The sequence below is a fragment of the Halomonas sp. XH26 genome (assembly GCF_024138895.1).
Lineage (GTDB): Bacteria > Pseudomonadota > Gammaproteobacteria > Pseudomonadales > Halomonadaceae > Vreelandella > Vreelandella alkaliphila.
Genome location: NZ_CP071889.1, coordinates 3,263,539 through 3,287,267 on the forward strand (window position 1 = coordinate 3,263,539; position 23,729 = coordinate 3,287,267).

Sequence of the window (23,729 nt, forward strand, 5' to 3'; positions counted from 1 at the left end):
TCGGCGTTAGTGCAATGGGTGTTGTCATGGCGTACAGCTATTATGCCTTTACCGATGAATTTTTTTATTTTTGGCATGATAGATATGAGGTCATCCGTATCGACCTCTATTGCCTGAGATGAAGGCATAGATGAAAGTACAAGGCGGGTGGGCGCCGTTGCATTTGATTCACGTCACAATCCGGCCGGAACATCGCTGTTAGTGAGACGACCGGTCGCAAAGGCAAGAGCTGTCGCGGCAGCGAAGGTGTCGGCAAAGGCTTGCTCATGGATTAAACGGACGTCGTTTAGACCGATTTTTGACTGACTGACTTCAGACAGCGACGCGAGGCCATTTTCGTAAAGTCCAAGCGCAGTTTCATAGGTTTCTCGCCCAGCCTCAAGCAGTGGACCGGAGGCCGTGTAGGCAGCTAGGCTGCTGTGCAGCAGACTGTAGGCTTCAACGATCTCCTGTGCAGCCAAATTGCGGATCTCAAGAAGATCCTGTTCAGCAGCTTCAGCCTGCATGCGGGCCTGCCGCTTCTGAGTCTGGCGTAGTCCGCCGTCAAAAAGGGGCATGGTGAAAACAATGCCAGCTACGGCCTCGTCAAGCGTCCTATTCATTGAGGCACTCCCGTCGAAGCGACTATCACTGAGGCTCACTCCCCCAATTGCTCGCCCAACTTCAGCCACCGCCGCGATCTTTGGCCTAGATGACGCTGCCACTAGGTTCACTTCTGAACGGGCTGCTCGGACCCGAGCCAACGCTGCCTGAATATCGGGCCGCTGAGCCAGTGATTTCTCGATCAGCTCGTCGAGCGGCATAGGCACCTCTTCCGGCAGTTGCCTATCTGAGAGCTCCGCTACCCCTATTGTGGTTGCTGGTGAGAGGCCCATGGCGTGCATCAACGCCGTCCGCTTGTTTTCCTCTCGACTCTCGGCCAGCGTCAAATCGAACTGGGCTCGAGCCTCGATCTGTCGTGCCTGGGCGACTTCAGCCCTAATAGCCAAGCCTTCTCGAAGTCTGCCTTCAGCAACTCTGCGCAAAGTTCGGGCGTCCTCCACCCGCTCTCGGTCGATGCGTGTTTCCGCACGTGCTGCAGAGTATTGAAAATAGGCCTCGCTGACTTCGAAGATGACCCTTTGGTGGGCACCGTGGAAAGCGATATTGCCACCGATGGCTACCTGCTCAGCAATCTCCATAGCGGCATCTCGCGCACCGAAGTCGAACAGCAGCCATTCTACGGTAAGGTTAGGTATCACATGGTAACCTGTCGCTGTCAGACGCCCTGTTCCGATTCCAAGCTCGGGAATTGCCTGTTCGGGACGTGATACCGTTTCGTAACCCGCTAGCACATTGGCTGACAGCTGTGGCAAATAGGAGGCCTCGACAACATTCACGGCAAGAGCCGCTTCACGGGCACGCAGCCAAGCAGCGCGGGTAGCGGGCTTGGTACGCTGGGCGATGTCGATCAGCTCCGGTAAGGTGTAAATTCGCTCCGAGTCGATAGCGACAGACAGTTCGTCCGTGAGCTGCTGACTGACGAGGGTGGATACCTGATCATCTGCCCGCGATAGATCGGCGGGTAGGGAAAAATCCATGGCACCGGTTGCCGTTTGCGCCAACCCCAGGGGTGTCGAGGCGTCGGGTGATGTTGCATGGGGTGGATGCTGTGCGCAGCCCGCTGTCGCAGCACAGATCGCGGCAAGCACTATTCGATGAAGTTCAACTCTCATTCACTTTCCCCTGTTAGTATCCCTACCAGAACTCGTGCGCGTTTGTAGACGTTATCACCTGCATCATTTAAATCTAAAACTGCCGACGTGTGTTCAGTGGTTGCCTCTAAAGCGGCCGCGAGTGGAGCTGCATTCTTCACGCTAATCAATGGCAATAGTCGTGCTAATTCATCGATTGCCGCAAGTCGCCGGACACCTTCGCCCTGTTCCCTGGCAATTGGCCCAGCCCACTCGAATCGCATAACTTCCTGAGCATGGTGTGCAGCACCAATATGTCGGTACATGTCATCAAGACGATCCTCGCCGCGTAGTACCTCGGCCATTACCACAAGCGCGGCGTCGACCTCGCTATCACGGGTATCTTTTGCACTCTCCGGCCAGACCAACGAAAACACCAGCCCCATGATGCCGATGCCCACGAGAATGCCAAGTACGCGATAGCCCGCGTCTGAGAGATTGTAGTTCGGTCCAAAGTCCAGTGGTGATCCGGGCAGCACGCAGATGAAAAAGGCGAGTGCCATCTGAAAGCCAGCATACTGCACTCGGTACGACCCCGTCGCTACCCAACCAGCTATCAGGCTACCCGCGGCGATGAGCAGGAAAAGGTGCCCCGGATCATCCAAGTGTGGCATCACGAAGACAACGGCGAAGGCTCCCATCGCTGCCCCAATCAGGCAGCCAATGATACGCAAGATGCTCTTATGGAACGTTTCGCCGGAGGTTCCCAGCGCTACCACAAAACAGGTGACCATCGCCGTGTGGATCTCAAACAACCCGATGCTTGTATACAAGGCATAGGTCAGAAAGACAGCAAGCAACACCTTGAGCGCAAACTGGATATAAATAGGATTCTCGAAAGCATCTGGCTTCAAAAATCCACTCTTAGCCTCAGATGATGTTGGTACAGTTACAGTAGCGACATTTCGGGCGGCAACAAAAGTACGGACGGCGTCGGCAACTAAACCACCACCCTCAGGCAAGGGCGGCGACGAGCCCTCTTCAGCCAACCGGCGCAGCAAGGGAGCCAGTTCGGGTTCGGGTCGGCCTGCGGCAGTCGCCGCCTGGGCTGTAGCGAGCAAATTGAAGCTCGCCGCTAGCTCCGCGACGAGTCGGTCGTGTTCCTCTTTCGACACCAGAGCAAGCAGGCGTGCCATACCAGCATGCTTTTCCGCCACTTCGTTGCCTTCCCGTAGTAATCGGTCGGTCGGGGTAGGATCTCCTCCTTCGGAGAGGCGCGCAGTCTCGTGTAGCCGTTCGCGCACTCGCTCACGCACCAATCGCAGTGGGCTGCGGCCAACAAACACGTTAAGAGCCACCAGCAGTACCATCGGCACGAAGACCACCATCCATACCCAGGCCAAGCCACGCAGCACCAATTCTGGCATAGAGATGTAGTCGTAGAACGTCAGGATAAATACGATAATGAACCCTAGTAGGCCGGCGGGTTCACCAAGCTTGCTAGCCCGAGCCAGCCACATAAAGCCGAAAGTGACCGCGCCCATCATCGCTAACCGCAATGCAGGCGCATCGGCAACGAACATCATAAGCAGGATGCTCAAAGCTATGATGACGGTCGCCGCAAGGATCAGGCCGACACCAATGCCGATGTTCTCGCCCGCATTGTCTCGATACATCAGGAAAATCAGATAGCAGGAGAGCAACGCCAATGGCACCTGCAGGGTCATTGCAACAACCGCTGTCAGTCCGCACAGCAAAGCAATGTGCAGCGTCATCTCCAAACGCCCATCATAGGGGCGCAGGTCGTTGATAACTGCCCGCAACATGCTGGCGTGGCTACTCATGCTCTTCAGCCGAATGGATAATGACGGAAGCGGAGGCACCAACGCGCATAAGCTCTTCGGGTGGCTCTTCGAGACGGATGGTCACAGGGAAGCGCTGCGCGACCCGAACCCAGTCTACTGAGCTATCTATAATCGGTAGCCCGAGAACACTGATAGTATCAGTGGTTCGAACCCCGTAGCCAAGGCTCTGGATACGACCACTCAGCCGCTGCGTCGGCGCCGACATTACAAAGACATCGACGGGCGCACCGACCCGGATGCGTGGTAATTCGGTTTCACGAAACAGGGCCGTGACCACCCAGTCTTCGGTATCGATGAGCGAGAACAGCGAAACACCGGTCACCACATACGTACCAACACCTAGGTCAAGCCCAGTGATGCGGCCCGAGATGGGGGCTCGCACTTCGGTCCTTCGTAATTCGCGTTCGGCCAGCGCCAGATTGGTTCGTGCTAGATCCACTTGGGACTCAGGGGCATCGAGGGTCCCTATCATCGTTTGCGCCGCCAGTTGCTGACTTAATGACTCGTCGAGCGAGATCAAAGCATCCCCGTGGACCGTGCGCGCAGTATCAACTTGCTGGGCGGTCACCATGCCACGTGGTAGCAGGTTTTCAAGTCGCTGAAGCGACTGACGGGTGAGGTCAACGTGATTGCGGGCGCGATCAATCTGACGACTAGCAATCTCAGCATTGGTCTGCTGGACGGAGAGCAAACGCCCACCCGTCTCGAGTTCGGCTTCTGCAGTGCGTAGCATCGCGCGCGCCTGTTCCACACGAAGCTCATAAGGCTCTGGATCAATACGAAACAGTAAATCTCCAGCTTCCACGAAGACGTTATCCTCGACAAACACCTCTACGACAGGCCCCGGCACGTTGGTCGATATTGGCACGATCGTGGCACTCACCGCAGCATGGTCAGTACGCAAGTTGGTGCCACGCTGCATGGCCGCAAAGACGATAGCAACAATGGCACTAGCAATCAGCGCGAAGCCAATCGCCCGCGCGACAAATATCCGCATACCCGGTTCGCGTTGAACCGGTATGTCTTTCGGGTTATTCATATCGCTCGGGTTACTTTTATCGTTCTGGTTACTCATATTGTCAGTGCTCCAGTCCAGAGCGCCCAGATCATGATACCGCTAAAAATTGCTGCGCTAAGATAGGTCAACGGCGACATCGGTAGGTGCGCGTGCAGCCCAACTCGAATGAACAGCAGCCGTAGGATGACCGAGCAAATAACACCGAGCAGGGCTGCAATCAGCCAGACTGGGAAGAACGATCCGTACAGGGACATTGTTGGCGAATGAGCATGCATAGAGCACCCCGCAAGTATCATTGGTGTCAGAAAGGTTGCTAACCTAGGAAGAAGCGAGCAACCTTCCCCACCCTTCAAGAGCCTGCGGCCGAAAGCAGCCAGAATCATTGCCTCACCTCTTTAGATGTTTGATATTCCTGAACGTAGCCTCGGACTATAGCCTGCACCGAACGGCCAATGGCGAATAAAAGAAAGATAAAAACGATTAACCAGATCTGCGGCAAGATGTTTGTGCCGAACAGAATGTCAACGAGTAAAGTACCGGTCACAGTGGCGGAGTTGAAGCCACCCTTTTTTGGCTCCACTCCAATAGGCGCCAGCGAGTGTAAGCAAAATCGGTCGCTTTTGATGCTCGCTAGACCTTTCCAAAATCCAGCTCCCATATCGCATGTTCCCTTTTGTTATTTGGAAGCGATCGAGTTTTCGATTAGCTCACCAGCGGCGATAATAGATGCTTATCTTATAATATAAAATCCCCTGAGTCCTTGAACCTGACACGAAACCATATGTAACTGTCAACCTTTAAGGTTCAACAGCAGAGCTTAATAAGAGAATAGCGAGTAGTTGCAGCAAGGGCTGGGGATTACATCTTTTATTACCACTTTGAGTGCATCAATAAACTAAAAAGCCTGAGTCCTGTGCCATGGACGCAGGCCTTGAGCATCAACTGAGCAAACCACCCTGCTATTAAAGGGCAGTTCATTACACAACGAGGCTTAATTTAAAAACTCTAGAGGGGTCTAAATTAGATAGAGAGGCCTGCGTTAGATAGTGCCAACACAGACATCTCTAGTGAGCGGCCAATTAATATAGCCCCTATCTTTTTATTACTCTTGTTTTACCCATAACGCTGACGCAGTTGATTGGCAGCTTCCACCATATTCGCCAACGCAGGCTCCACTTCTGCCCAGCCACGGGTTTTCAGACCACAATCTGGGTTCACCCACAGACGCTCGGCAGGGATTTTCTCTAGCGCTTTTTCCATCAGCGCCACCATCCAAGCAACATCCGGAATGTTGGGTGTGTGGATATCATAAACCCCTGGCCCAATTTCGTTCGGGTATGCAAAATCCTGGAAAGCGTCCAGCAACTCCATATCGGAGCGTGAGGTTTCAATAGTAATCACATCCGCGTCTAGGGCAGCAATGGCACCAATGATGTCGTTAAACTCCGAATAGCACATATGGGTATGAATTTGGGTGCTATCTTTAACGCCAGCAGCGCTTAGCTGGAAGCTTTCCACCGCCCAAGCTAAATAGTCTTGCCACTCGTGCTGGCGCAGCGGTAAGCCTTCACGTAGCGCAGGCTCGTCAATTTGAATGATCCGAATACCGGCTTTTTCCAAATCCAATACTTCGTCACGCAGCGCCAGGGCGATCTGGCGGCAGGTGGTTGCGCGAGGTTGATCATCACGCACAAACGACCACTGCAAAATCGTCACTGGCCCTGTCAGCATGCCTTTCATGGGCTTATCCGTGAGCGATTGGGCATATTCGCTCCACTTCACTGTCATTGGTACTGGTCGGGTGACATCACCAAAAATAATCGGTGGTTTCACACAACGAGAGCCATAACTTTGTACCCAGCCAAAGCGCGTAAAGGCAAAGCCTTCTAACTGCTCACCAAAGTACTCCACCATGTCATTACGTTCAGCCTCACCATGGACAGGCACATCAAGCCCTAGTGCTTGCTGGCGCTCTACGACGAAGGCAATTTCTTCACGCATGCGGGCTTCATAATCCGTTTGGCTCAGTTCACCGGCTTTAAATGCCCGACGAGCAGCGCGTATCTCATCTGTTTGTGGAAAAGAGCCAATGGTGGTGGTGGGAAACAGCGGTAACGCAAGCGCTCTGCGCTGTGTTGCTGCGCGGGCAGCATAAGGTGATTGGCGCTGGCTCTCTTGAGGCGTTATTGCTGCTAGACGTGAGCTGACAGCAGGCTGATGAATTCGGGTTGATTCCCGACGCTTATCCAGAGCATATGTTGCCTCGCTCACCCGCTGCTCATCAATGGGCGTTGTTCGGTTATCAATGAGCCGAGCGAGGGTCACCACCTCATCTAGTTTTTGCCGAGCAAATGCTAGCCAGCCCACCAGCTCGCTATCTAGCTCGGTTTCTTGGGACAAGTCTACCGGCACGTGCAGCAACGAACAGCTGGGCGCCAGCCATAACCGCTGCCCTAAACGCACTTTTAAGGGCAGCAAACGCTCACGTAGGGCTGCCAAATCAGCACGCCAAATATTACGGCCATCGACTAAGCCAATTGAAAGCACTTGATGAGGGCTTAAACGATCAATCACGCTCTCTACCTGGCCCGGCGCACGCACAGCATCAATATGCAACCCAGCCACTGGCAGGCGAGTGGTTAGCGAAAGGTTATCACCCAGCGCACCAAAGTAAGTGGCAACGAGTAACTTCAGCGGCGCCGATTGCAGGCGATGATAGGCGCGCTCATACGCTTGCTGCCATGCCAACGGCAAGTCTTGCACCAAAGCAGGCTCGTCAAGCTGCACCCACTCAATACCTTGAGTGGCTAAGCGTGCCAGAATTTCGCTATACACATCTAATACACTGTCTAGCAGGCTCAGCCGGTCAAACTCACTACCTTTAGCCTTACCCAGCCATAGCCAAGTAAGCGGGCCGGTTAGCGTCACTTTCGGCGTAAAGCCTGCCTGTAAAGCTTCATCTACTTCATTAAATAAGCGGTCAGACGCTAGCGTAAACGTCTGCCCCTCATGCAGCTCAGGCACTAAGTAGTGATAGTTAGTATCAAAGTACTTGGTCATTTCGCAAGCAACTGCGGGGATCCCGCTAGGGGCACGGCCACGGGCCATGCGAAACGCGGTATCCAAATCAACGTTGCCTGCGCTAACTTCGTGCTGAGCATTAAAACGCGCGGGCACCGCTCCCAGCATGACGGAAACATTAAGTACCTGGTCATAAAATGCAAAATCGCCAACACTGATAAAGTCGAGTCCTGCATTTTGTTGGATCTGCCAATGAGAAAGCCTAAGCGCCTGCCCTGTTGCTTCAAGGTCTCCCCGTGATATATCTCCTTTCCAATAGGCTTCGGTGGCTTTTTTAAGTTCGCGCTGAGCGCCAATACGGGGATAGCCGAGAATATGAGAAACTGTCATGATGAAACCTTTCAACGTGAATGATTTCGCACAGTCTGCTCACCCCACAAAGATGAATCAAACTAAAGTTTTTAATGTTAACCATGAAAAATACTCACAATGATTGAATTACGCCACCTGCGCACGCTGCTCGCCCTCCGGGAAACCGGCTCTTTAGTGGAGGCTGCTGAGCGGGTTCACCTAACGCAGTCGGCACTTTCCCATCAGTTAAAAGACTTGGAAGGTCGCGTTGACAGCGCGCTGTTTGTACGTAAAACGCGCCCAGTAGAATTCACTCGGGCGGGGCTTCGCCTATTGGCCCTGGCAGATGAGATTTTGCCCGAGGTACGTAAAGCTGAGCGCGACTTAGCTCGCTTGGCAGGTACCGAACAGGGGCGATTACATATGGCTATCGAGTGCCACAGCTGTTTCCAGTGGCTGATGCCAACGGTGGATTATTTTCGCGACCATTGGCCAGAGGTGGAAATTGATATCCCCAGTGGTCACCACTTCGATCCACTCCCTGCACTTGCTAGAGAGCAGTTAGACTTGGTGATTACCGCCGACCCTCAGCCACTGGAAGGGGTTCACTACGTGCCGCTGTTTCGTTATGAGGGACTGCTGGCAGTTGCTCGACAGCATGCCTTTGCTGGCCGGCCATTTATCGAACCACAAGCGTTAGCCGAGGAGACGCTAATTACCTATCCGGTCGAACACTCTCGGCTAGATGTGTTTACCCAGTTTTTGTCTCCCGCCAATGTACGACCACAGGAAATTCGCACCGCAGAGCTGACCATCATGATGATGCAGCTTGTTGCCAGCGGTAGAGGCGTCTGCGCGCTACCCAACTGGGCACTCACCGAGTATTTAGAGCGGGATTACGTTAGCGCCGTAAAACTGGGCGAGAACGGCATTTGGAGCACACTTTATGCTGCCATTCGGGAGGAAAATATAGAAGCGCCTTGGATGCAGGATTTTTTGCGCACCGCTAAAGAGACGTCATTTGCGGTGCTGTCAGGTATTAAACCGGCAACTCGCGACGAGGAATCAGCAGCGTAAAGCGCGCGCCGCCCAATGTAGGACTGGTATCAACAGTGACGCTACCGCCATGGCCTGCCATAATTTTTTGCACAATGGATAAGCCTAGCCCGTAGCCCCCAGAGCTACGTGCTCGACTGTCGTCAAGCCTGGCAAACGGCTTGAAGATATCACTACGCGCCTCGGGTGGTATGCCGGGTCCATCATCCTCAATATCAATACGTACAAGGTGAGGCTCATCCCATAGGCGAATCACTACTTGCGACTTGCCATAGCGACAGGCATTGCTAACAAGGTTCTGCAACGCTCGTTGTAAATAGCGGGGTTCGGCGTACAGCTCAACTTCAGCACTACCATCCAGCGTTAACGATAGGCTTTGGTGCAACGGTGACAGCGTGTCGATGACTCGCTCAGCCATTGCTCGGCACTCAACCAACGCCATTTCTAATTCAACGCCATTGATCGACTCCCCCCCCAAGCGGGCATAGGTGAGAATTTCGTCTACCAATTCATCTAGTTCAGAAATATCAGCATCAATACCCTGAAGCTGACGGCGAATCGCAGGTTGGTCGGTCATATCTTCGACCATTTGCACCGCAAACCGTATACGGGCAACTGGCGTGCGTAATTCATGAGAGACCGCGCGAATCATCTCTTGCTGGCCTCTTAGCAAGCTCTGAACTTGATTCGCCATCCCATTGAATGCCATGCCCAGGCGACCTAAAAAGTCTCCGCTTTCCACTTTCACCCGGGTTTCTAAGCGCCCGCTGGCGATTCTAGTCGCAGCAAGCTCTAAACGCGCCATACGCGCTTCAATGCTGCGCATAATTAAGTAAATAATCAGGCTAAGCACCACCATCAAGCCTACCAACAAAGGTAGGTGCAAATTAACCGGCAGCGTATCACCACGAGAGGTCGGCCCCGCTTGCAACCACTGATTATCACCAGGCACCCGGTAAAGCAGCATCAGTGAGAGCTTATCCGACACTAGCCGAGTCAGCACGCCTCCCTGAGCGAGTTGAAATTGCTGTTCTGGAGTAAGGTCAGAGGGCGGCGTTGAAAGCAGGACAAGTGGCCAGCTACCCGCGTCTAGCGAGGCGATGGCATCGGCCCTCGCCTCATGAGGCATGCTAGCAAGCCACTCTCCGAGTAGTATCATGCTGCCCTGCCACTGACGCTCGCTCCAGACGGCGAACGTTGCTTCCAGCATCCACTCATCGTTGGGTATGCGTTGCCGTAACCGCCAGGGCTCTTCGGCAACTAATACCGTGCCTCGCTCAATACGAGCTTGTTCAAAGTAGTTAAGGCCCACACTCTCAATGCGCTTAAGTGAGAGCTGCATACCCAGCCGTTCCGAGAAGCGAGCAAGCATGGCTTCTCTTTCAGCCACCGGACTTGACGCTAACTGCTGCTTCATTAGCGACATAGGCAATGCGGCGAGCTGTTCACGATAATCTTCACGACGAATCTGCTCGATAAAAGAACGCCCGCCCAATGCAATAAAAAATACCACGCATAGTGCTAGCCCTAGCAGAAGATAAAACCTTAAAAAAGAACCGTGGCCCAGCACTCGCCGCATGCGGTTAACCTCTGTTAGTTAACTGTCTTTGACAAAAAGATAGCCTTTGCTCCGCACTGTTTTTATCCGGTGCGGTTGGTTAGGGTCGTCGCCTACCTTGGGACGAATACGCGAGACCCGCACATCAATTGAACGATCCTGTCCATCGTATTTAATGCCACGCAGCTCATTAAAAATTTCTTCTCTGGTTAATACACGCCCTGCGTTGCTCGCCAACAGCCACAGCAGATCAAACTCCGCGCTGGTGCATCGGCACGACGAAGTAACGCACGCATACGTGCTAATAGGACGCGGGGTTGAACCGGTTTTGGAACATAATCATCGGCCCCCATTTCCAAACCCAGCACCTGGTCAAGATCATCCGTGCGGGCCGTCAGCATCATGATAGGACCAGCAAAGTTGGGCCTAACACGACGGCAGATAGCCAAACCATCCTCGCCTGGTAACATTAAGTCCAAAATCACCAGGTCAGGCTGAAGTGTTAAAATACGATCCACGCCTTTTGCACCATCCGCCTCTAGCGTCACTTGAAAGCCATTTGCCTCCAGATATTCGCGGGTCAGCTCTGCCAAGCGCTGGTCATCTTCAATAATCAACACATGATCTTGATCGGGATAGCCAAGTGTGGCGGCGTCTTGAGCCCCAAGCGCCTGAAATTGCTGTTCCAAGTGGTCTACCATCCTTTATATTCACTCCGCTTAGGCAGTTTGTGTTATCACCCGCTCACCCTATGTAACCGCAGGTTGCAATATCTTCCAGGATACCTCAAAACCGTTCAAACGCCTGCCCCCTTACTTCTTTCCCCATACCCTATGTAATGGTTTGCCTGCTAGACACCTTGATTCTCGCACCGCCAAACGCTAATGTGACTTCGCTAACTGTCGATAATCTGGCAGAAGGAGGACATTATGGGAAACAGCAAAACAAAAAGTGTTATCAAGCGCGTTTACGTACCCACTCAAGTGCGCGATCTGCCTAATGGAGAGAAGCTGACGATTCCTGGGCATTACAAAGCGCCACCAAGAGAATAAAACGGTTCACGCTATTAGCCGCTTCACGACGCTTAGGTAACCTGATCGCTAGATTACTAAAAAGGCAGACCACAGAGGTGGCCCGCCTTTTATTTTTTAGAAATAGTGTGTTGCCCGCTACCCTTTAGGGCCAAATAGAAACCACGCGATCAGTCCAACTAACGGGAAAAATAATAGTGCCAAGATCCATAACAGCTTTGCCAGCCCACCGGCTGAACTCTTAGCAACTTTAACAATGGCCCAGACAACAATGATGAGCCAGATAAGCCCTAGCAGTCCACCTACTTCAATACCCATAACTACTCCTTAGCGTGTTTGCTTCCATGAATTTTTAGCTAAGCACACTGCTTCGATGCAGACAAGTAACATTCACTCCGCAGGCAGGCTCAGCATCATTTCCCCGCCACGTATTTCAATCACCAATAAATTAAGAAAACTCATGCCAAGTAGTACGGTATCGTTTTCCATACCAGGGCTTATAGACCCTTGCACGCCATTCATACGTATGTTGCCTAACACAACTTCATCTAGCTGTGTCAACGTGCCCTCTGCGCGACCATTCGCGGTGTTAAACCAAGCACTGCGTCCCGGCTTTAGCCCCAACTCGCTAGCTAAATTGCGCGGTACTGCAACATAAGTCGCCCCGGTATCTAACAAAAAGGTCACCGGCTTCCCGTTAATTTTCCCAGGTGCTTCAAAATGGCCAGCACGATTACGCGTCAAATTGACAGGTCCGTCATCGGCGGAGGCGTACATCACATGGGCATTCGGCGTCATTACCTTCTCGAAACCACCATCCAACAGCCATGTGCCAGCAGCCAATAGCAGCACCCAAAAGAGTAGCATTATGACAATACCACCTCGTTGCGTAGCGAGGGTTTTCATACGCCACCTCCGAACTAAGCGCTCCTTTTCCAGGCAAGTGCAGCATCACGCCCACGCTGTTCATTCACGCCAGCGCATATCAACATCGCGATAACAAACAGTGCTACACATAATAGGATAGACGCTTGCAAACCAATTAACGTTTGCAAAATGCCCAGCATGACAATGCCGAATACGCCTGCCAATTTGTTGGCGAGCCCCCAGAAGCCAAAAAATTCAGCTGACTTCTCCAGTGGTGAAAATACGCCGACCAGCGCTCGGCTAGCTGATTGGCTAGACCCTAGACTAAGACCCGCCAGACAGCCGACCACCAGAAAAACGTACTGTGCTTGCCACTGCACGGCGTAATGGCTGTTAACCCAGTCAGTCAGCTCTGGCGTCGCCCATATCGATACAATAGCGATGACCCACAACGCTAGTGTCATTTGATACGTGCGCTTGGCGCCCAATTTATCCTGTAAAAAACCAAAGCCCAATGCGCCTGCCGCTGCCGTTATTTGAACAATAATAAACATAATATTGCGCACGCTCTCATCCCAACCAATCACCTGAGCGCCATAAATAAAAGCAAACGCAATAATGATGTAGACACCTGCCATTGAGAATAACAGCGACACTAAAAAGACAGTTAAGTCTTTAAAGTAGCGCAGCTCAGTAAATGTTGAGCGAACACGCTGTAAAGCAATACGTCGATAGGAAACAGCATGGGGTTGAGGCACACCTCGCTCTTTCATCCATAGGAAGGTGGGAAGCGCCGCTACTAAGAAAAAGCCAGCCGCAAAAGGACCTACCCAACGTATGCGCTCAAAGTTATCGGCGGTCGCCTCCCCTAGCACCATCAGCGTAAAACCAGCGGCAAAGAGGCCACCAATATAGCCAAGCGCCCAGCCAAACCCAGAAATTTTACCCAGCGCATTAGGGGGGCCTAACTCCGGTAAAAAAGCGGCAATAAACGACTCGCCCATCGAGTAAGCATAGTTTGAAAGTATAATTAACAGCAGTCCCGCGACTACGTAACCAGGCTCGACAAAGTAAAGCATGGCGGTTGTCGCCACAGTGGCGAGATAACTGATCAATAAAAAGCGCTTTTTTTCTGCTCGATAATCCATTACGGCACCGCAGAGCGGGGCAGTTAATACGACCATTAGATAGCTCAACGCTAGCGCGAGACTCCACAAAAAATTCGCTAGGCGAAAGCCATCACCTCGATCACCTACGATTACCGTCGTGAACAGTTCTCCAAACACGACCGTGATGATGAGCAAGGTGTAAGCCTGGTTGGCAAAGTCAAACATTGCCCAACCAAATATTTCACGTCGCGATGCGTAGGTGGGAGCAACCTTGGCGGGGTTAGCAGGCAGCATGCAGGCTCTCTCAAAAAAGTGTGTAGTAGCGTCATTACCCTATTAAGGACAGCTAATTCATGACGATAATAGGGCAGGTGATTATTCAGTAAAGCGGCTTAACCGCAGACGGGACCTTAAAAAAGCAAACGCTCGGCATAGCCGAGCGTGACACGCTGAACATTATTGCTTTTGCCATCCTTGGCGTTCTGATTCATAGCAACCAGTGCGCTACCACTGCCGCAATACCCACCACCATCGCTGTTATAACAGCGATGGTGACGAGGCGATCCAGCCAGCGATCAAAAACGTCCCTTTTGGGCTGTTTTCGCGTGGCGCCGTGGTGTCCTTGCCGGGCCATCAGCACGCCTTATCCATGTGTGCATTCCCCATAAATCAGCGAATAATTTAACTATTAATGCGGCGATTGACGACACTTGGAGCACGGCGTAGGCGTTCTTCCTCGCCTAACTGCTCAGCTTCAAATGCATCAGCACCAACCGGCGTTTCCCCGTGGCGACGATATAGCTGCGTTAGCATCGCCTTACGGTCAGCACGCAGCTCACGAACCAGCACTACAATCATCATATACAAAATAAAGGTAAACGGTAATGCCGAAAGCACCGCCGCTGACTGCAGGCCAGAAAGTCCACCCGCCACAATCAGTGTTAAACAAATGGCGGCGATCAATACTCCCCAAATAATACGCTTATAAAGTGGCGGATTGATGGAGCCATTGTCGGTCATTTGCGCCACGATGTAGGAAGCAGAATCTGCCGACGTCACCAGGAAAATGAAGATGAGCAACATAGCAACTACCGATAATGCACCGGTAAAGGGCATCAGCTCGAACATCTCAAACAACGCTACGGTAATATTGGCTTCAGTGGCGGTAGCCAATCCAGCATCACTGCTCGACATTTCCAAATTAAGCGCGGCACCGCCAAAAACACCTATCCATAAACAGGCTAATAGGGGTGGCACAAACAACACACCAAAGACATACTCTTTGATCGTGCGGCCGCGGGAAACACGCGCCACAAAGGTACCCACAAACGGCGACCAGGCAATGACCCATGCCCAATAAAAAATGGTCCAGCTACTCGCCCATTCATTATCGCTATAGGGCGAAATACGTAGGCTCATACCGATAAAGTTTTGCAGGTAATCGCCAAGACCCAGGGTAATAGTCTCTAAAATAGCAATAGTAGGGCCGGTGATTAATACGTAGAGCATCAAGCCAATACATAAAATCATGTTTAGGTTTGATAACCGCTTAATGCCTTTATCCAAGCCTGACCATGTCGATGCCATGTAAGCACAAAACATGACAAACAGAATGACAAACTGCCAAAAGCCATTTTCCGGCAAACCAAACACCGCATTAAGCCCACCGTTCATTTGCAGCACACCTAAGCCAAGCGAGGTGGCAACCCCCATAACGGTGGCGACCACAGCAAAAACATCTAGCCATGATGCGTAAGGACGGACTCGGGGATGCTTAGCCGTCACTGAAGAGAGTACTGAAGACACCAGCCCTGCTTGCCCTTTCCGAAATTGAAAGTAGGCAATAATTAAGCCCACAACAGAAAATGCTGCCCACTGGTGGATGCCCCAGTTAAAGTAACTGTATTGGATTGCATAGCGCGCAGCAGCGTCAGTTTCAGCAGGCACGTCACCATAGGGAGGGTTGATATAGTGCGTCATTGGTTCAGCCATACCGTAGAACACCAGCCCAACGCCGAACCCAGCCGCCAGCAGCATGCTAATCCACGAGAAAAAACTGTAGCTGGGCGTACTGTCCTGAGGGCCAAGGCGCACTTTTCCATACTTACTCAATGCTAAGCCAACCAGAAAAACTACAAAGCCAAACACTGAAAATAAGTAGAACCAGCCAAACAGTTCCGTAATTGATGTGAGCGCTGCTTGGGCTGCATTACCAAAGCCTTCTGGGAATGCAGCGCCAATAACAACCAAGCCGAATATAATCACCGCAGAGGCGACAAATACCGACTTACCGCCATGATTTGCCATATAACCATCCTGTTAAATGAGCATTGTGTGTAACAGCGTAAAATGTACCGATAAATGCAGTTTTTTTGAAATCCAGATCTTGTACTGAACATTAAACGGCATGACTTTTAACCTAACATATTCGTACAAAACTCCTTCACGGCCAGAATGAAGAAATGTTAACTCTGAGCAGGAACTTGATACCCAGCCTGTGTTCCAATGGAACGCATATGAACGATGGAGGCTTTCATGCCGCAAATGAATCGTGATCAACGCAATGCCGCGTGGCAAGCTGCTAACCAGTGGCGTGCTCGGGCAGCCCAGACCCAGCCGACCGGCCTGATGGGCAGTATTAAACTGCTACTGACGTGGTTAGCGTTTGGTGCACTGATGATCGTCGGTGCTGTACTCGGACTTTTTTTCCTGCTCATTGGCTGGGCAATGATGCCCTTTGTCCGCCATAAAATGAAAAAACGCATGGAGCAGATGCGCGCTGACAACGCTCAGGATGTTGGTGGCGGTTATGCTTACAGGGATACCTCTACGAGCCAGCACGACGCAATAGAAGGTAGTTACGAAGTTAAAGACGACCACCACCGGTCTTAATCAGTTGCTGACTACCGCCGCTGTTAAAGCGGCGCTTGAATCCAGGCGAACGCTGCTGCTAACGTCAGTGGCATAACGACTAAGCTCCCTAAATTGCCGATGAGCACCAACGAAGCGACTTTCTGAGGTGCAAGTTTATACTGCTCGGCCACTAAGTAGTTCAATACCGCAGGCGGCAGTGCAGCAAATACCAGTAGCACGGCTGTCTGTAGCGGATTCAATGGTAGTAACCACATGAGCGGTAGTGCGATCACTAAGCCAGAAAGTGGGCAGAGGAGCGCTCCCAACAAGCCTGCTCGCCAGTCATTAAAATCAATTTCCAGCAATCGAACACCTAATGCAAAGAGCATCAGTGGAATACAGATTCCCCCTAACATGTGCATTGCTTCTAACAGCCAGCTCGGCAACGGTACATTTCCAACGTTGATGACTAGCCCTGCTAGGCTCGCAGCTACGATGGGCATTCGTAACAGTCGCCAAAGTGACGTGCGCGGGTCCAACATATAAAGACCTACTGAGAAATGCAGCAGCATTTCAACAATAAACACGACCACTGCAGCCGGCAGGGCCTCTGGTCCAAAGGCGAGCACCAGTAGCGGTACCCCCATATTGCCAGAGTTATTGAACATCATCGGCGGCAAGAACACTTTTGTGTCCAGCGATAGCCATTTAGCAACCGGCCAAAGCACAAGACCAGACCCTAGCACGACGGCCACCGCCGCAGTGGCAAGCCACGCATAGTCCGCCAAAGGCGCTTGGCGATCAGCCAACACGGCAAATACCAGTAGTGGAACAAATAGCTCCATATTGAGCGTGTTAAGGCTGCGAATATCAGGGTTTCGATAACGCCCGTAAACCGCACCACAGCCAGCAATTAAGAACACGGGTAACAGCGTTGCGAGAATATGACCGATCATACGCCCTCCGCCAAGCGGCGGGCGCAGAGACAAACTGTTGCATGCATAGGGAGCTTTTCCTTATTGTTATCAGGCTATCTTCCCTATCGATGCTACTTAAAAACACTCATCTCGCCAATCAAGGTTCAAGAAAACGCTGCCAAAGTGCAATAACCACATCGCGATGGGCTTTGAATGCCTGTGCATCAACGACAGTTTTTTCCCCGGTTAACGCCGCACGATGGGTACGGCTACGATAAGCGAGATACGCTTCCCGCAGTTGCTCCGCTTCTGATTCGGTAATATGACCACTCTTGGCGAGGGTTTCTAAAATGCGGATATTATCGCTATACGTGATTAATGCAGGCGTGTCATGAGCTAGTGATAACACCGCGTATTGGCAAAGAAACTCAATATCGACCATGCCACCCACATCGTGCTTTAGACTAAACACCTCTCCGTCCGCACTACCTGGCTGCCCTTTAGAGGCCGTCCCTTTTGAACCCTGCCCTTTAGAACCAAGGTGATCACGCATTTTATGACGCATGCTGACAACGTCGTCTCTTAAGGCTTGCGGGTCACGCTCGCGACACAGCATCTCACCACGGATCGCATCAAATTTACTCGCCAGCGCGTTACTACCGGCGACAACGCGCGCGCGTACCAGCGCTTGGTGCTCCCAGGTCCAGGCGTTTTGGCGTTGATAATCCGCAAAAGCATCTAAAGAGGTCACCAACAGGCCTGCATTGCCCGAAGGCCGAAGGCGCATATCAACCTCGTAAAGGCTGCCGGCAGGCGTTACTGCGGTTAAGAGGTGGATAATGCGCTGGCCTAGACGGGTAAAAAAGACCGCTGTATCGATGGGCCGAGCACCATCGGTAGTGCCTTTTCCGTCGCTATCATGAAGGAACACCAAGTCCAAATCAGAGCCATAACCAAGTTCAATGCCCCCCAGCTTGCCGTACCCCACAATCAAAAACGCTGGCTCTCGTGTATTGAGGCCTTCTGGCACACCATGTTTCCGCGTGACATGTTTCCAGGCCATCGCTAGCACGGCATCTAGAATGACTTCAGCGATATACGTTAAGTAGTCGCTCACCTTCATCAAGTGGCGTGTTCCAGCGATATCCGATGCAGCAACGTGAAGCATCTGCGCATGCTTAAACACGCGAAGCGCTTCCAACTGCGCCTCATCATCATCTTCTGGCAAGCGGCTCAATGTTTGGCGTAGCTCGTCTGCCAAGCGTGACTTGTCAGCGGGGGTGTAAAGCGTATCCGGCGTTAGTAGCTCATCCAGCAGTATCGGGTAACGCGCAAGTTGCTCTGCAATCCAGTGACTGGACGAGCACAGCTTCATTAGGTGCTCAAGCGCCTGTGGATTTTCACGCAGCAGCGCAAGGTAAGCGGTTCGCCTAAGCACCGACTCGATCAGCGGCTGGACACCACTAAGCGCGTTATCCGGCAATTCACTTTCGGCAACGGCAACCAGTAGTAGCGGCATCAGCGCATCCAGCCGTTCAAAGCCGATACGCTGCATGCTTTGCACTTGGCGAGAATGGTAAAGGCTCTGCAGACGTTTAAGCGCTTTCTCTGGTTCTATAAAACCAGCATCAGTTAGCAGTGCTGCCGCCTCTTCCTGCTCTAGCTCGCCGCGCCATAATAACCGCCACTGAGACAGGCCAAGGTTATCGTCGCTACTCTCTGCATCGCTATCCTCTTCGGGGTCAGCGATCACCGCATCAAAGTGCTGACGAACGCGTTCGCGCACTTCCTCCAGCCGCGCGATAAGCCCAGGCCAATCTTCATGTCCCAAGGCAAAAGCTACCCGTTCCCGATCTTCATCATCAACGGGTAGCGTTTGGGTTTGACGGTCTTCTAGCGCCTGAATAGCGTGTTCCATGTCACGAAGATACGCATAGTCGGGTAGCAGCTCATCGACGACCGCTTGGGGCAATAGCCCCAGTTCAGGCAATCGATGAAGGGCGGTCTTGAGTGAGGTCACTTGAAGCTCGGTATCACGTCCACCGCGAATCAGCTGAAATGCCTGGACAACGAACTCAACCTCCCGGATTCCACCAGGCCCTAGCTTGATATTGCTTTGCATGCCCTTGCGCTTTACTTCGCGATTGATCATCGCCTTTAGCTCACGCAGCGACTCAATCGCACCAAAATCCAGGTAGCGGCGGTAAACAAACGGCCTGAGACTTGCGAGCAATTCATGCCCACCATCGATATCTCCTGCGACGGGACGCGCTTTGAGCATGGCATAACGCTCCCACTCACGACCCTGATCCTGATAGTAACTGGAGAGCATCGAGAAACTGCCCACCAGTGGGCCACCATCACCCAGTGGGCGCAGCCGCATATCAACGCGAAATACGAAACCGTCGGCCGTCATGGCATCTAAAGCGGCGATCAGTTTCTGACCTAGTTTGGTGAAGTACTCTTGGTGCTCAAGGGGCTTACGCCCGCCTTCGGTTTCACCTTTTTCAGGGAAGGCGAAGATCAGGTCAATATCTGAGGAAAGATTCAGCTCACCCGCGCCGAGCTTACCCATACCCAGCACCACCAACCGCTGAGACGAGCCATCTCTGCGGGCCGCAGGTAATCCCCAGCGTGGGGCGTAAAAACGTTCAAGCCAGCTGAGCGCGGCTTCAATACAGACTTCCGCCAGCCACGAGACTGCCTGAGCAGTGTCCCACATGGTGTAGCCATCAGGACGATTAAGATCGCGCCACACAATCCCGAGCATGCGGGCACGGCGGAAACGGCGAATAGCGCGATGCATTGCCTCTTCATCATCGGCATTTTCCAGCGCATCATCTAACCAACTCGCTTGCGACTCCTTACTTGCTATCGCATCCAGCTCGCCAGCTACATCTAAATCAATCAGCCAGTGCGGAAAGCGTGCCAAGGTATCTAGAGCGAAGCTTGAGACGGTTACGACGTTGGCTAACGCTTCACGACGCGCATCAGAAAGTGCCTCCCAACTACTGGAAGGCAACGACTGCTGGGTCATTGAGGCAATATTATCAGCTTGGCTAAGCGCTTCACTTAATCGCTGCCAGGCGCGCTGAGCGGCGGGCTTAAGCGCTGTTGGCAGCCCAACTTGGGGGAAAAACGCGTCGTCTAACTGCATAACCACCTCTCTGCCAAGCGTCTATTATGTTTGTTGATAAAGCGGGTCGCTGCATGAGCTGAATAAAAGCAATTTAGCCCACCAATTTTTGCCAGCCTAACAGCCCCCAGGTTAAGCCTGCCATGATCAATGACAGCATAACCGCCGCCGAGCCAATATCTTTAGCACGCCCTGAGAGCTCGTGATGCTCGGTGCCAATACGATCAACAACGTTCTCTATAGCGCTATTAAGCAGTTCCACAATCAGCACAAGGCACAGGCTGCCAACCAGCAGCAACCAGCTAATGGGCCCTTCTCCAATCCACCAAGCCAGCGGCAGCAACACCGCTGTAATACCCACTTCTTGGCGAAACGCAGCTTCATTTCTAAAAGCGGCTTTTAGCCCTTTCCATGAATAGCGCGTTGAGTGCATTAAATGGGTTAACCCCGTATGTCCTGGCTTCATGCCTGTTGCCTCAGCGGTAAGATTAAGATTAATTAGCCAATATCATCGCATCTAAATCCAGCGACAGCGGATCTAATACCTCGGGCCAGCTAAGATAAGGCGTACTACCAGTGCCGTTAACCAGCACACTAAAAACGCCCCAGCGCCCCTGGGCGGTACGGAAATAGCCCGCCGCGGCGCGAACAGCAAACGGCTGATTGAGCGTGCCTGTTTTCAGCATCACGTTATTTTGAAACGTTGGAGAACCACGGCGAATAAAGCGCATGACCCCATTGGCAGGCGACTGGAAAGAGGCGACAAAACTGGGGAACAAGGCGCTCTGGCGGAACATATCCTCCAACATCACATTGACGCCGTGGGCGGAGGTACGGTTATCAGTCGTCAGTCCGCTGCCGCTGTGTAAGGTTAACGGACCATGGCCCGACAAGCTGTTCACATAGGCTTCTATCGCCTCCCCCGCTTGGCGCAATTGCGCTTGGGGTGTTTCCACCAGGTTCAGCGCCAGCACATCAGCCATGTAATTATTGGAGTAATTCATGGTACGCAGCAGCAGCTCCTGCAGCGGCTTGCTGTCAACGGCTGCCAAACGCTGTGCACTACTGGGCGGACGCGTGGAGCTAACCCGCCAGGGATCTCGCACGCTGACACCCGCCTGATTTAGCATGCTTAACAATACTTGAGCCGTTTTCTCTGCCGCATCACCAGCGCCACGGTAAACATCACGAGCCGCGGCATTGGTTGAAATTTGCCCGGTAAGACGCAGAACATCACCGCGCTCATCGGTAATCCGTTCTGCACTGATGTCAGTGCCACTATTAGCTGGGCGCGTGATAACTTGGTTATCAATAGCAATTAACGGCGCCTGGCTATCGCATAACCCCACACGGGCAGGCTCTCCCGCTGCCGCAGCAGGGGCTATATTGGCGCACCAGCTACCAAAATTGACACCTGCCGAGGTGAGCGGCGCACTGTAAGCATTGGTGACTCGGGTACGCGCATTACAGCGGTCCGTGGTAATACACTCAACAGGGCCAAAGCGCCACTGACTGACCACCAGCGCGCCATCCACTTCGCGCACACCAGCCAGCTGCAGACGTTGCACTAACCGCCAAAGGTCTTCAGTTGTAAGGCCTGGATCGCCCCCACCTTCAAATACCAAGTCGCCACGCAATACACCATTTTCCACACTACCTGTGCTGACAAGCTGGCTAGTAAAGCGATGCTGGGGCCCAAAACGATTGAGTGCCGCAGCAGACATATAGGCTTTGGTGACAGACGCTGGCGATAGCTGACGCTCAGGATTCAGACTACCCAGCAATGTATTACTGCCGGTATCCGCATCCAGTAAGCGTGCTTCAGCACTAATTGAGAAGCCTTTGCTTTCTAACTGACCAAGCTGGCTGAAGTCGGCATACAGTGCAGGGCTTGCGCATATGGCGGCACCTACCACACTGGTCACCAACGCCCGATGCCAGCGGCGTAGGGATGATTTAACCGAATGATTAAACGCTGAGAATGCCACCGCAGAATAGCCAACTTCTGAACACTTAATATCTGAAGACCCAATATTTGAAGACCTAGTATCTGAGCACGTCACGCTTACGTTCCTCAATGCACGTTCATTTTTGAAAAGACTTGAAGTATGACTACCCCAGCCACGATCAAACTAATGCCGATAACGGCAGGTAAATCAGGTTTCTCACCGAAAACTACAATGCCCACCAGCGTGACCAACACGATTCCCAGACCTGCCCAGATGGCATAAGCAATACCGACCGGCAATGTCCGCAACACCAAGCTCAACAGATAAAATGCCACACCGTAGCCCACAACGACCATGATGCTTGGAAGCGGTCGTGTGAATCCCATTGACGACTTGAGGGCGCTAGTGGCGATAACCTCGGCAACAATCGCTAGCACTAAATATACAAACGTCATGCCCGCTCCAATTTAATCTGCAACTGCCAAAGCGTTTGGCCGCTTTGATCATACTTTGCTTCAAAAGGTGTTAGATAGCTGCCGTTAGGTACCAACGCGGCAATCGTTGCCTGCTTTCCCGTTACCAGGGCGGTTGCCAAAGCAAACTCTTCAACATACAACTGCCAATTGGAGCGCACTTCTAAATGCCCGCCAAGGGCTAGCAGTGTGGGGAAAACAGGATGCCCATGCCAGCGCATTTTTAAATGCGCAGCTTTTGGATAAGGATTGGGGTAAAGCAGAAAATGCCGTTCGGGCGCCCATTTTTCCTGTTCAGCTAGTCGCCAGAAATCAACAAGGTCAGCCCGCACCAACAGTGCATTAGCAGGCAATTCTCCATGGTCTCGACTTAGTCGATCTTCGCTTCGATCGACGCCGATCACCGCATGCGCTGGAAACTGTTCTGCCAAACGGCGTGCCGAAAGCCCCACACCGCAGCCGGCATCTAGGATTAACGGCGCTTGCTGCTTTTGAAGCCACGTATGCGCGTCTTCAAAAGCCTTTTGCGTATGCGCAGCGATTGGCTTTCGCAGTGGGTTTTCCAAGGCACGTGCTACCCGGCGCGCTACATCGTGATGCGGGCCGGGCTGATTGGAAACCACGGGTCGTGAAGTATGCTGCATGCCATTCCCTGCTTAAAAAAAACGTGATTCTATCAGTCTACCGCGCACGCGGCATGACGCCGTTGCACGCCCGGTGCTATGATCACGTTCGAGAGTATTATTAAGCGCAGATGAGCAGCACTTTTTTGCTATGCCTCTGACAATAGCTATTACTAAAAACCACCGCACCACGAGGAACCCGGCTTGTCACACTTACCGGTGATTGTCG

At 52.5% G+C, this 23,729-nt stretch carries 20 protein-coding genes and 1 pseudogene; 3 read left to right on the plus strand and 18 right to left on the minus strand.

The features are described 5' to 3' along the window. Positions 1–173: 173 nt before the first annotated feature. The 5 genes from J4377_RS14975 to metE form a co-directional block, all read right to left on the minus strand. Positions 174–1,715: a TolC family protein gene (locus tag J4377_RS14975; protein WP_253486050.1), complete on the minus strand. Its 1,542-nt coding sequence runs from the start codon at positions 1,713–1,715 to the stop codon at positions 174–176. Next, complete coding sequence (locus J4377_RS14980; protein ID WP_120386360.1) at positions 1,712–3,517, minus strand: FUSC family protein; 1,806 nt, start codon at positions 3,515–3,517, stop codon at positions 1,712–1,714. Before J4377_RS14980 ends, J4377_RS14975 begins: the two co-directional genes overlap by 4 nt. After that, positions 3,510–4,613 (minus strand): biotin/lipoyl-binding protein, encoded by a 1,104-nt coding sequence (locus tag J4377_RS14985; protein ID WP_095604502.1) that lies wholly within the window; start codon positions 4,611–4,613, stop codon positions 3,510–3,512. Before J4377_RS14985 ends, J4377_RS14980 begins: the two co-directional genes overlap by 8 nt. Then, positions 4,610–4,939 (minus strand): YtcA family lipoprotein, encoded by a 330-nt coding sequence (locus tag J4377_RS18920; protein WP_120386359.1) that lies wholly within the window; start codon positions 4,937–4,939, stop codon positions 4,610–4,612. Before J4377_RS18920 ends, J4377_RS14985 begins: the two co-directional genes overlap by 4 nt. Before the next feature lie 730 nt (positions 4,940–5,669). After that, positions 5,670–7,967, minus strand: a complete 2,298-nt coding sequence (gene metE, locus J4377_RS14995; RefSeq protein ID WP_253486051.1) for a 5-methyltetrahydropteroyltriglutamate--homocysteine S-methyltransferase — start codon at positions 7,965–7,967, stop codon at positions 5,670–5,672. Positions 7,968–8,066: 99 nt separating this feature from the next. Here metE and J4377_RS15000 point away from each other — a divergent pair, with 99 nt between their 5' ends. Continuing rightward, positions 8,067–9,005 carry a LysR family transcriptional regulator gene (locus J4377_RS15000; RefSeq protein ID WP_038478154.1) on the plus strand — a complete coding sequence of 313 codons (939 nt, stop codon included), beginning with the start codon at positions 8,067–8,069 and terminating at the stop codon, positions 9,003–9,005. On the opposite strand, the gene J4377_RS15005 is transcribed toward J4377_RS15000, so the two are convergent. Continuing rightward, entirely contained in the window at positions 8,968–10,563 is a 1,596-nt protein-coding gene (locus J4377_RS15005) for an ATP-binding protein (protein ID WP_253486052.1), read from the minus strand. The genes J4377_RS15000 and J4377_RS15005 overlap by 38 nt on opposite strands. 18 nt (positions 10,564–10,581) lie before the next feature. Then, a pseudogene (locus J4377_RS15010) lies at positions 10,582–11,243 on the minus strand (response regulator). Positions 11,244–11,471: 228 nt separating this feature from the next. Here J4377_RS15010 and J4377_RS18870 point away from each other — a divergent pair. Beyond that, positions 11,472–11,594, plus strand: coding sequence for a hypothetical protein (locus J4377_RS18870; protein WP_267900561.1), 123 nt, complete (start codon positions 11,472–11,474; stop codon positions 11,592–11,594). Between the two features lie 117 nt (positions 11,595–11,711). Here the strand turns inward: J4377_RS18870 and J4377_RS15015 are convergent, their stop codons facing one another. The 5 genes from J4377_RS15015 to J4377_RS15035 all read right to left on the minus strand — a co-directional run bounded on the left by J4377_RS15015 (position 11,712) and on the right by J4377_RS15035 (position 15,856). Further along, on the minus strand, positions 11,712–11,891 hold the full coding sequence (locus tag J4377_RS15015) for a PLDc N-terminal domain-containing protein (RefSeq protein ID WP_038478161.1): 180 nt from the start codon (positions 11,889–11,891) through the stop codon (positions 11,712–11,714). A 72-nt stretch (positions 11,892–11,963) separates the two neighbouring features. Beyond that, complete coding sequence (locus J4377_RS15020; protein WP_231658470.1) at positions 11,964–12,479, minus strand: TIGR02281 family clan AA aspartic protease; 516 nt, start codon at positions 12,477–12,479, stop codon at positions 11,964–11,966. Positions 12,480–12,493: 14 nt separating this feature from the next. Continuing rightward, positions 12,494–13,843, minus strand: coding sequence for an MFS transporter (locus J4377_RS15025; protein ID WP_038478168.1), 1,350 nt, complete (start codon positions 13,841–13,843; stop codon positions 12,494–12,496). A gap of 193 nt (positions 13,844–14,036) precedes the next feature. Continuing rightward, entirely contained in the window at positions 14,037–14,183 is a 147-nt protein-coding gene (locus J4377_RS15030) for a hypothetical protein (RefSeq protein ID WP_167457105.1), read from the minus strand. Between the two features lie 47 nt (positions 14,184–14,230). After that, complete coding sequence (locus J4377_RS15035) at positions 14,231–15,856, minus strand: BCCT family transporter (protein ID WP_253486053.1); 1,626 nt, start codon at positions 15,854–15,856, stop codon at positions 14,231–14,233. A gap of 228 nt (positions 15,857–16,084) precedes the next feature. On the opposite strand from J4377_RS15035, the gene J4377_RS15040 reads away from it, so the two are divergent. Next, positions 16,085–16,441: a hypothetical protein gene (locus tag J4377_RS15040; RefSeq protein WP_253486054.1), complete on the plus strand. Its 357-nt coding sequence runs from the start codon at positions 16,085–16,087 to the stop codon at positions 16,439–16,441. A 23-nt stretch (positions 16,442–16,464) separates the two neighbouring features. On the opposite strand, the gene J4377_RS15045 is transcribed toward J4377_RS15040, so the two are convergent. The 6 genes from J4377_RS15045 to J4377_RS15070 form a co-directional block, all read right to left on the minus strand. After that, positions 16,465–17,358: an AEC family transporter gene (locus tag J4377_RS15045; RefSeq protein ID WP_120386355.1), complete on the minus strand. Its 894-nt coding sequence runs from the start codon at positions 17,356–17,358 to the stop codon at positions 16,465–16,467. A gap of 118 nt (positions 17,359–17,476) precedes the next feature. Then, a complete protein-coding gene (gene glnE / locus J4377_RS15050; protein WP_038478180.1) occupies positions 17,477–20,476 on the minus strand; it encodes a bifunctional [glutamate--ammonia ligase]-adenylyl-L-tyrosine phosphorylase/[glutamate--ammonia-ligase] adenylyltransferase in 3,000 nt (999 codons plus the stop codon). A 73-nt stretch (positions 20,477–20,549) separates the two neighbouring features. Continuing rightward, positions 20,550–20,921 (minus strand): diacylglycerol kinase, encoded by a 372-nt coding sequence (locus J4377_RS15055; protein WP_038478183.1) that lies wholly within the window; start codon positions 20,919–20,921, stop codon positions 20,550–20,552. A 28-nt stretch (positions 20,922–20,949) separates the two neighbouring features. Then, positions 20,950–22,371: a D-alanyl-D-alanine carboxypeptidase/D-alanyl-D-alanine-endopeptidase gene (gene dacB, locus J4377_RS15060; RefSeq protein WP_038478186.1), complete on the minus strand. Its 1,422-nt coding sequence runs from the start codon at positions 22,369–22,371 to the stop codon at positions 20,950–20,952. Positions 22,372–22,529: 158 nt separating this feature from the next. Beyond that, on the minus strand, positions 22,530–22,859 hold the full coding sequence (locus tag J4377_RS15065) for a multidrug efflux SMR transporter (RefSeq protein ID WP_120386353.1): 330 nt from the start codon (positions 22,857–22,859) through the stop codon (positions 22,530–22,532). Beyond that, the gene (locus tag J4377_RS15070; protein ID WP_253486055.1) at positions 22,856–23,521 is read right to left on the minus strand and encodes a tRNA (guanosine(46)-N(7))-methyltransferase TrmB; all 666 of its coding nucleotides are present in this window, start codon (positions 23,519–23,521) and stop codon (positions 22,856–22,858) included. The genes J4377_RS15065 and J4377_RS15070 overlap by 4 nt, the downstream gene beginning before the upstream one ends. Between the last annotated feature and the right edge of the window lie 208 nt (positions 23,522–23,729).

Coding starts and splice junctions, on each gene's coding strand:
- J4377_RS14975 (WP_253486050.1), bottom strand. CDS start 1,715: ATGAGAGTTGAACTTCATCGAATAGTGCTTGCCGCGATCTGTGCTGCG.
- J4377_RS14980 (WP_120386360.1), bottom strand. CDS start 3,517: ATGAGTAGCCACGCCAGCATGTTGCGGGCAGTTATCAACGACCTGCGC.
- J4377_RS14985 (WP_095604502.1), bottom strand. CDS start 4,613: ATGAGTAACCAGAACGATAAAAGTAACCCGAGCGATATGAATAACCCG.
- J4377_RS18920 (WP_120386359.1), bottom strand. CDS start 4,939: ATGATTCTGGCTGCTTTCGGCCGCAGGCTCTTGAAGGGTGGGGAAGGT.
- metE (WP_253486051.1), bottom strand. CDS start 7,967: ATGACAGTTTCTCATATTCTCGGCTATCCCCGTATTGGCGCTCAGCGC.
- J4377_RS15000 (WP_038478154.1), top strand. CDS start 8,067: ATGATTGAATTACGCCACCTGCGCACGCTGCTCGCCCTCCGGGAAACC.
- J4377_RS15005 (WP_253486052.1), bottom strand. CDS start 10,563: ATGCGGCGAGTGCTGGGCCACGGTTCTTTTTTAAGGTTTTATCTTCTG.
- J4377_RS18870 (WP_267900561.1), top strand. CDS start 11,472: ATGGGAAACAGCAAAACAAAAAGTGTTATCAAGCGCGTTTACGTACCC.
- J4377_RS15015 (WP_038478161.1), bottom strand. CDS start 11,891: ATGGGTATTGAAGTAGGTGGACTGCTAGGGCTTATCTGGCTCATCATT.
- J4377_RS15020 (WP_231658470.1), bottom strand. CDS start 12,479: ATGAAAACCCTCGCTACGCAACGAGGTGGTATTGTCATAATGCTACTC.
- J4377_RS15025 (WP_038478168.1), bottom strand. CDS start 13,843: ATGCTGCCTGCTAACCCCGCCAAGGTTGCTCCCACCTACGCATCGCGA.
- J4377_RS15030 (WP_167457105.1), bottom strand. CDS start 14,183: ATGGCCCGGCAAGGACACCACGGCGCCACGCGAAAACAGCCCAAAAGG.
- J4377_RS15035 (WP_253486053.1), bottom strand. CDS start 15,856: ATGGCAAATCATGGCGGTAAGTCGGTATTTGTCGCCTCTGCGGTGATT.
- J4377_RS15040 (WP_253486054.1), top strand. CDS start 16,085: ATGCCGCAAATGAATCGTGATCAACGCAATGCCGCGTGGCAAGCTGCT.
- J4377_RS15045 (WP_120386355.1), bottom strand. CDS start 17,358: ATGATCGGTCATATTCTCGCAACGCTGTTACCCGTGTTCTTAATTGCT.
- glnE (WP_038478180.1), bottom strand. CDS start 20,476: ATGCAGTTAGACGACGCGTTTTTCCCCCAAGTTGGGCTGCCAACAGCG.
- J4377_RS15055 (WP_038478183.1), bottom strand. CDS start 20,921: ATGAAGCCAGGACATACGGGGTTAACCCATTTAATGCACTCAACGCGC.
- J4377_RS15065 (WP_120386353.1), bottom strand. CDS start 22,859: ATGACGTTTGTATATTTAGTGCTAGCGATTGTTGCCGAGGTTATCGCC.
- J4377_RS15070 (WP_253486055.1), bottom strand. CDS start 23,521: ATGCAGCATACTTCACGACCCGTGGTTTCCAATCAGCCCGGCCCGCAT.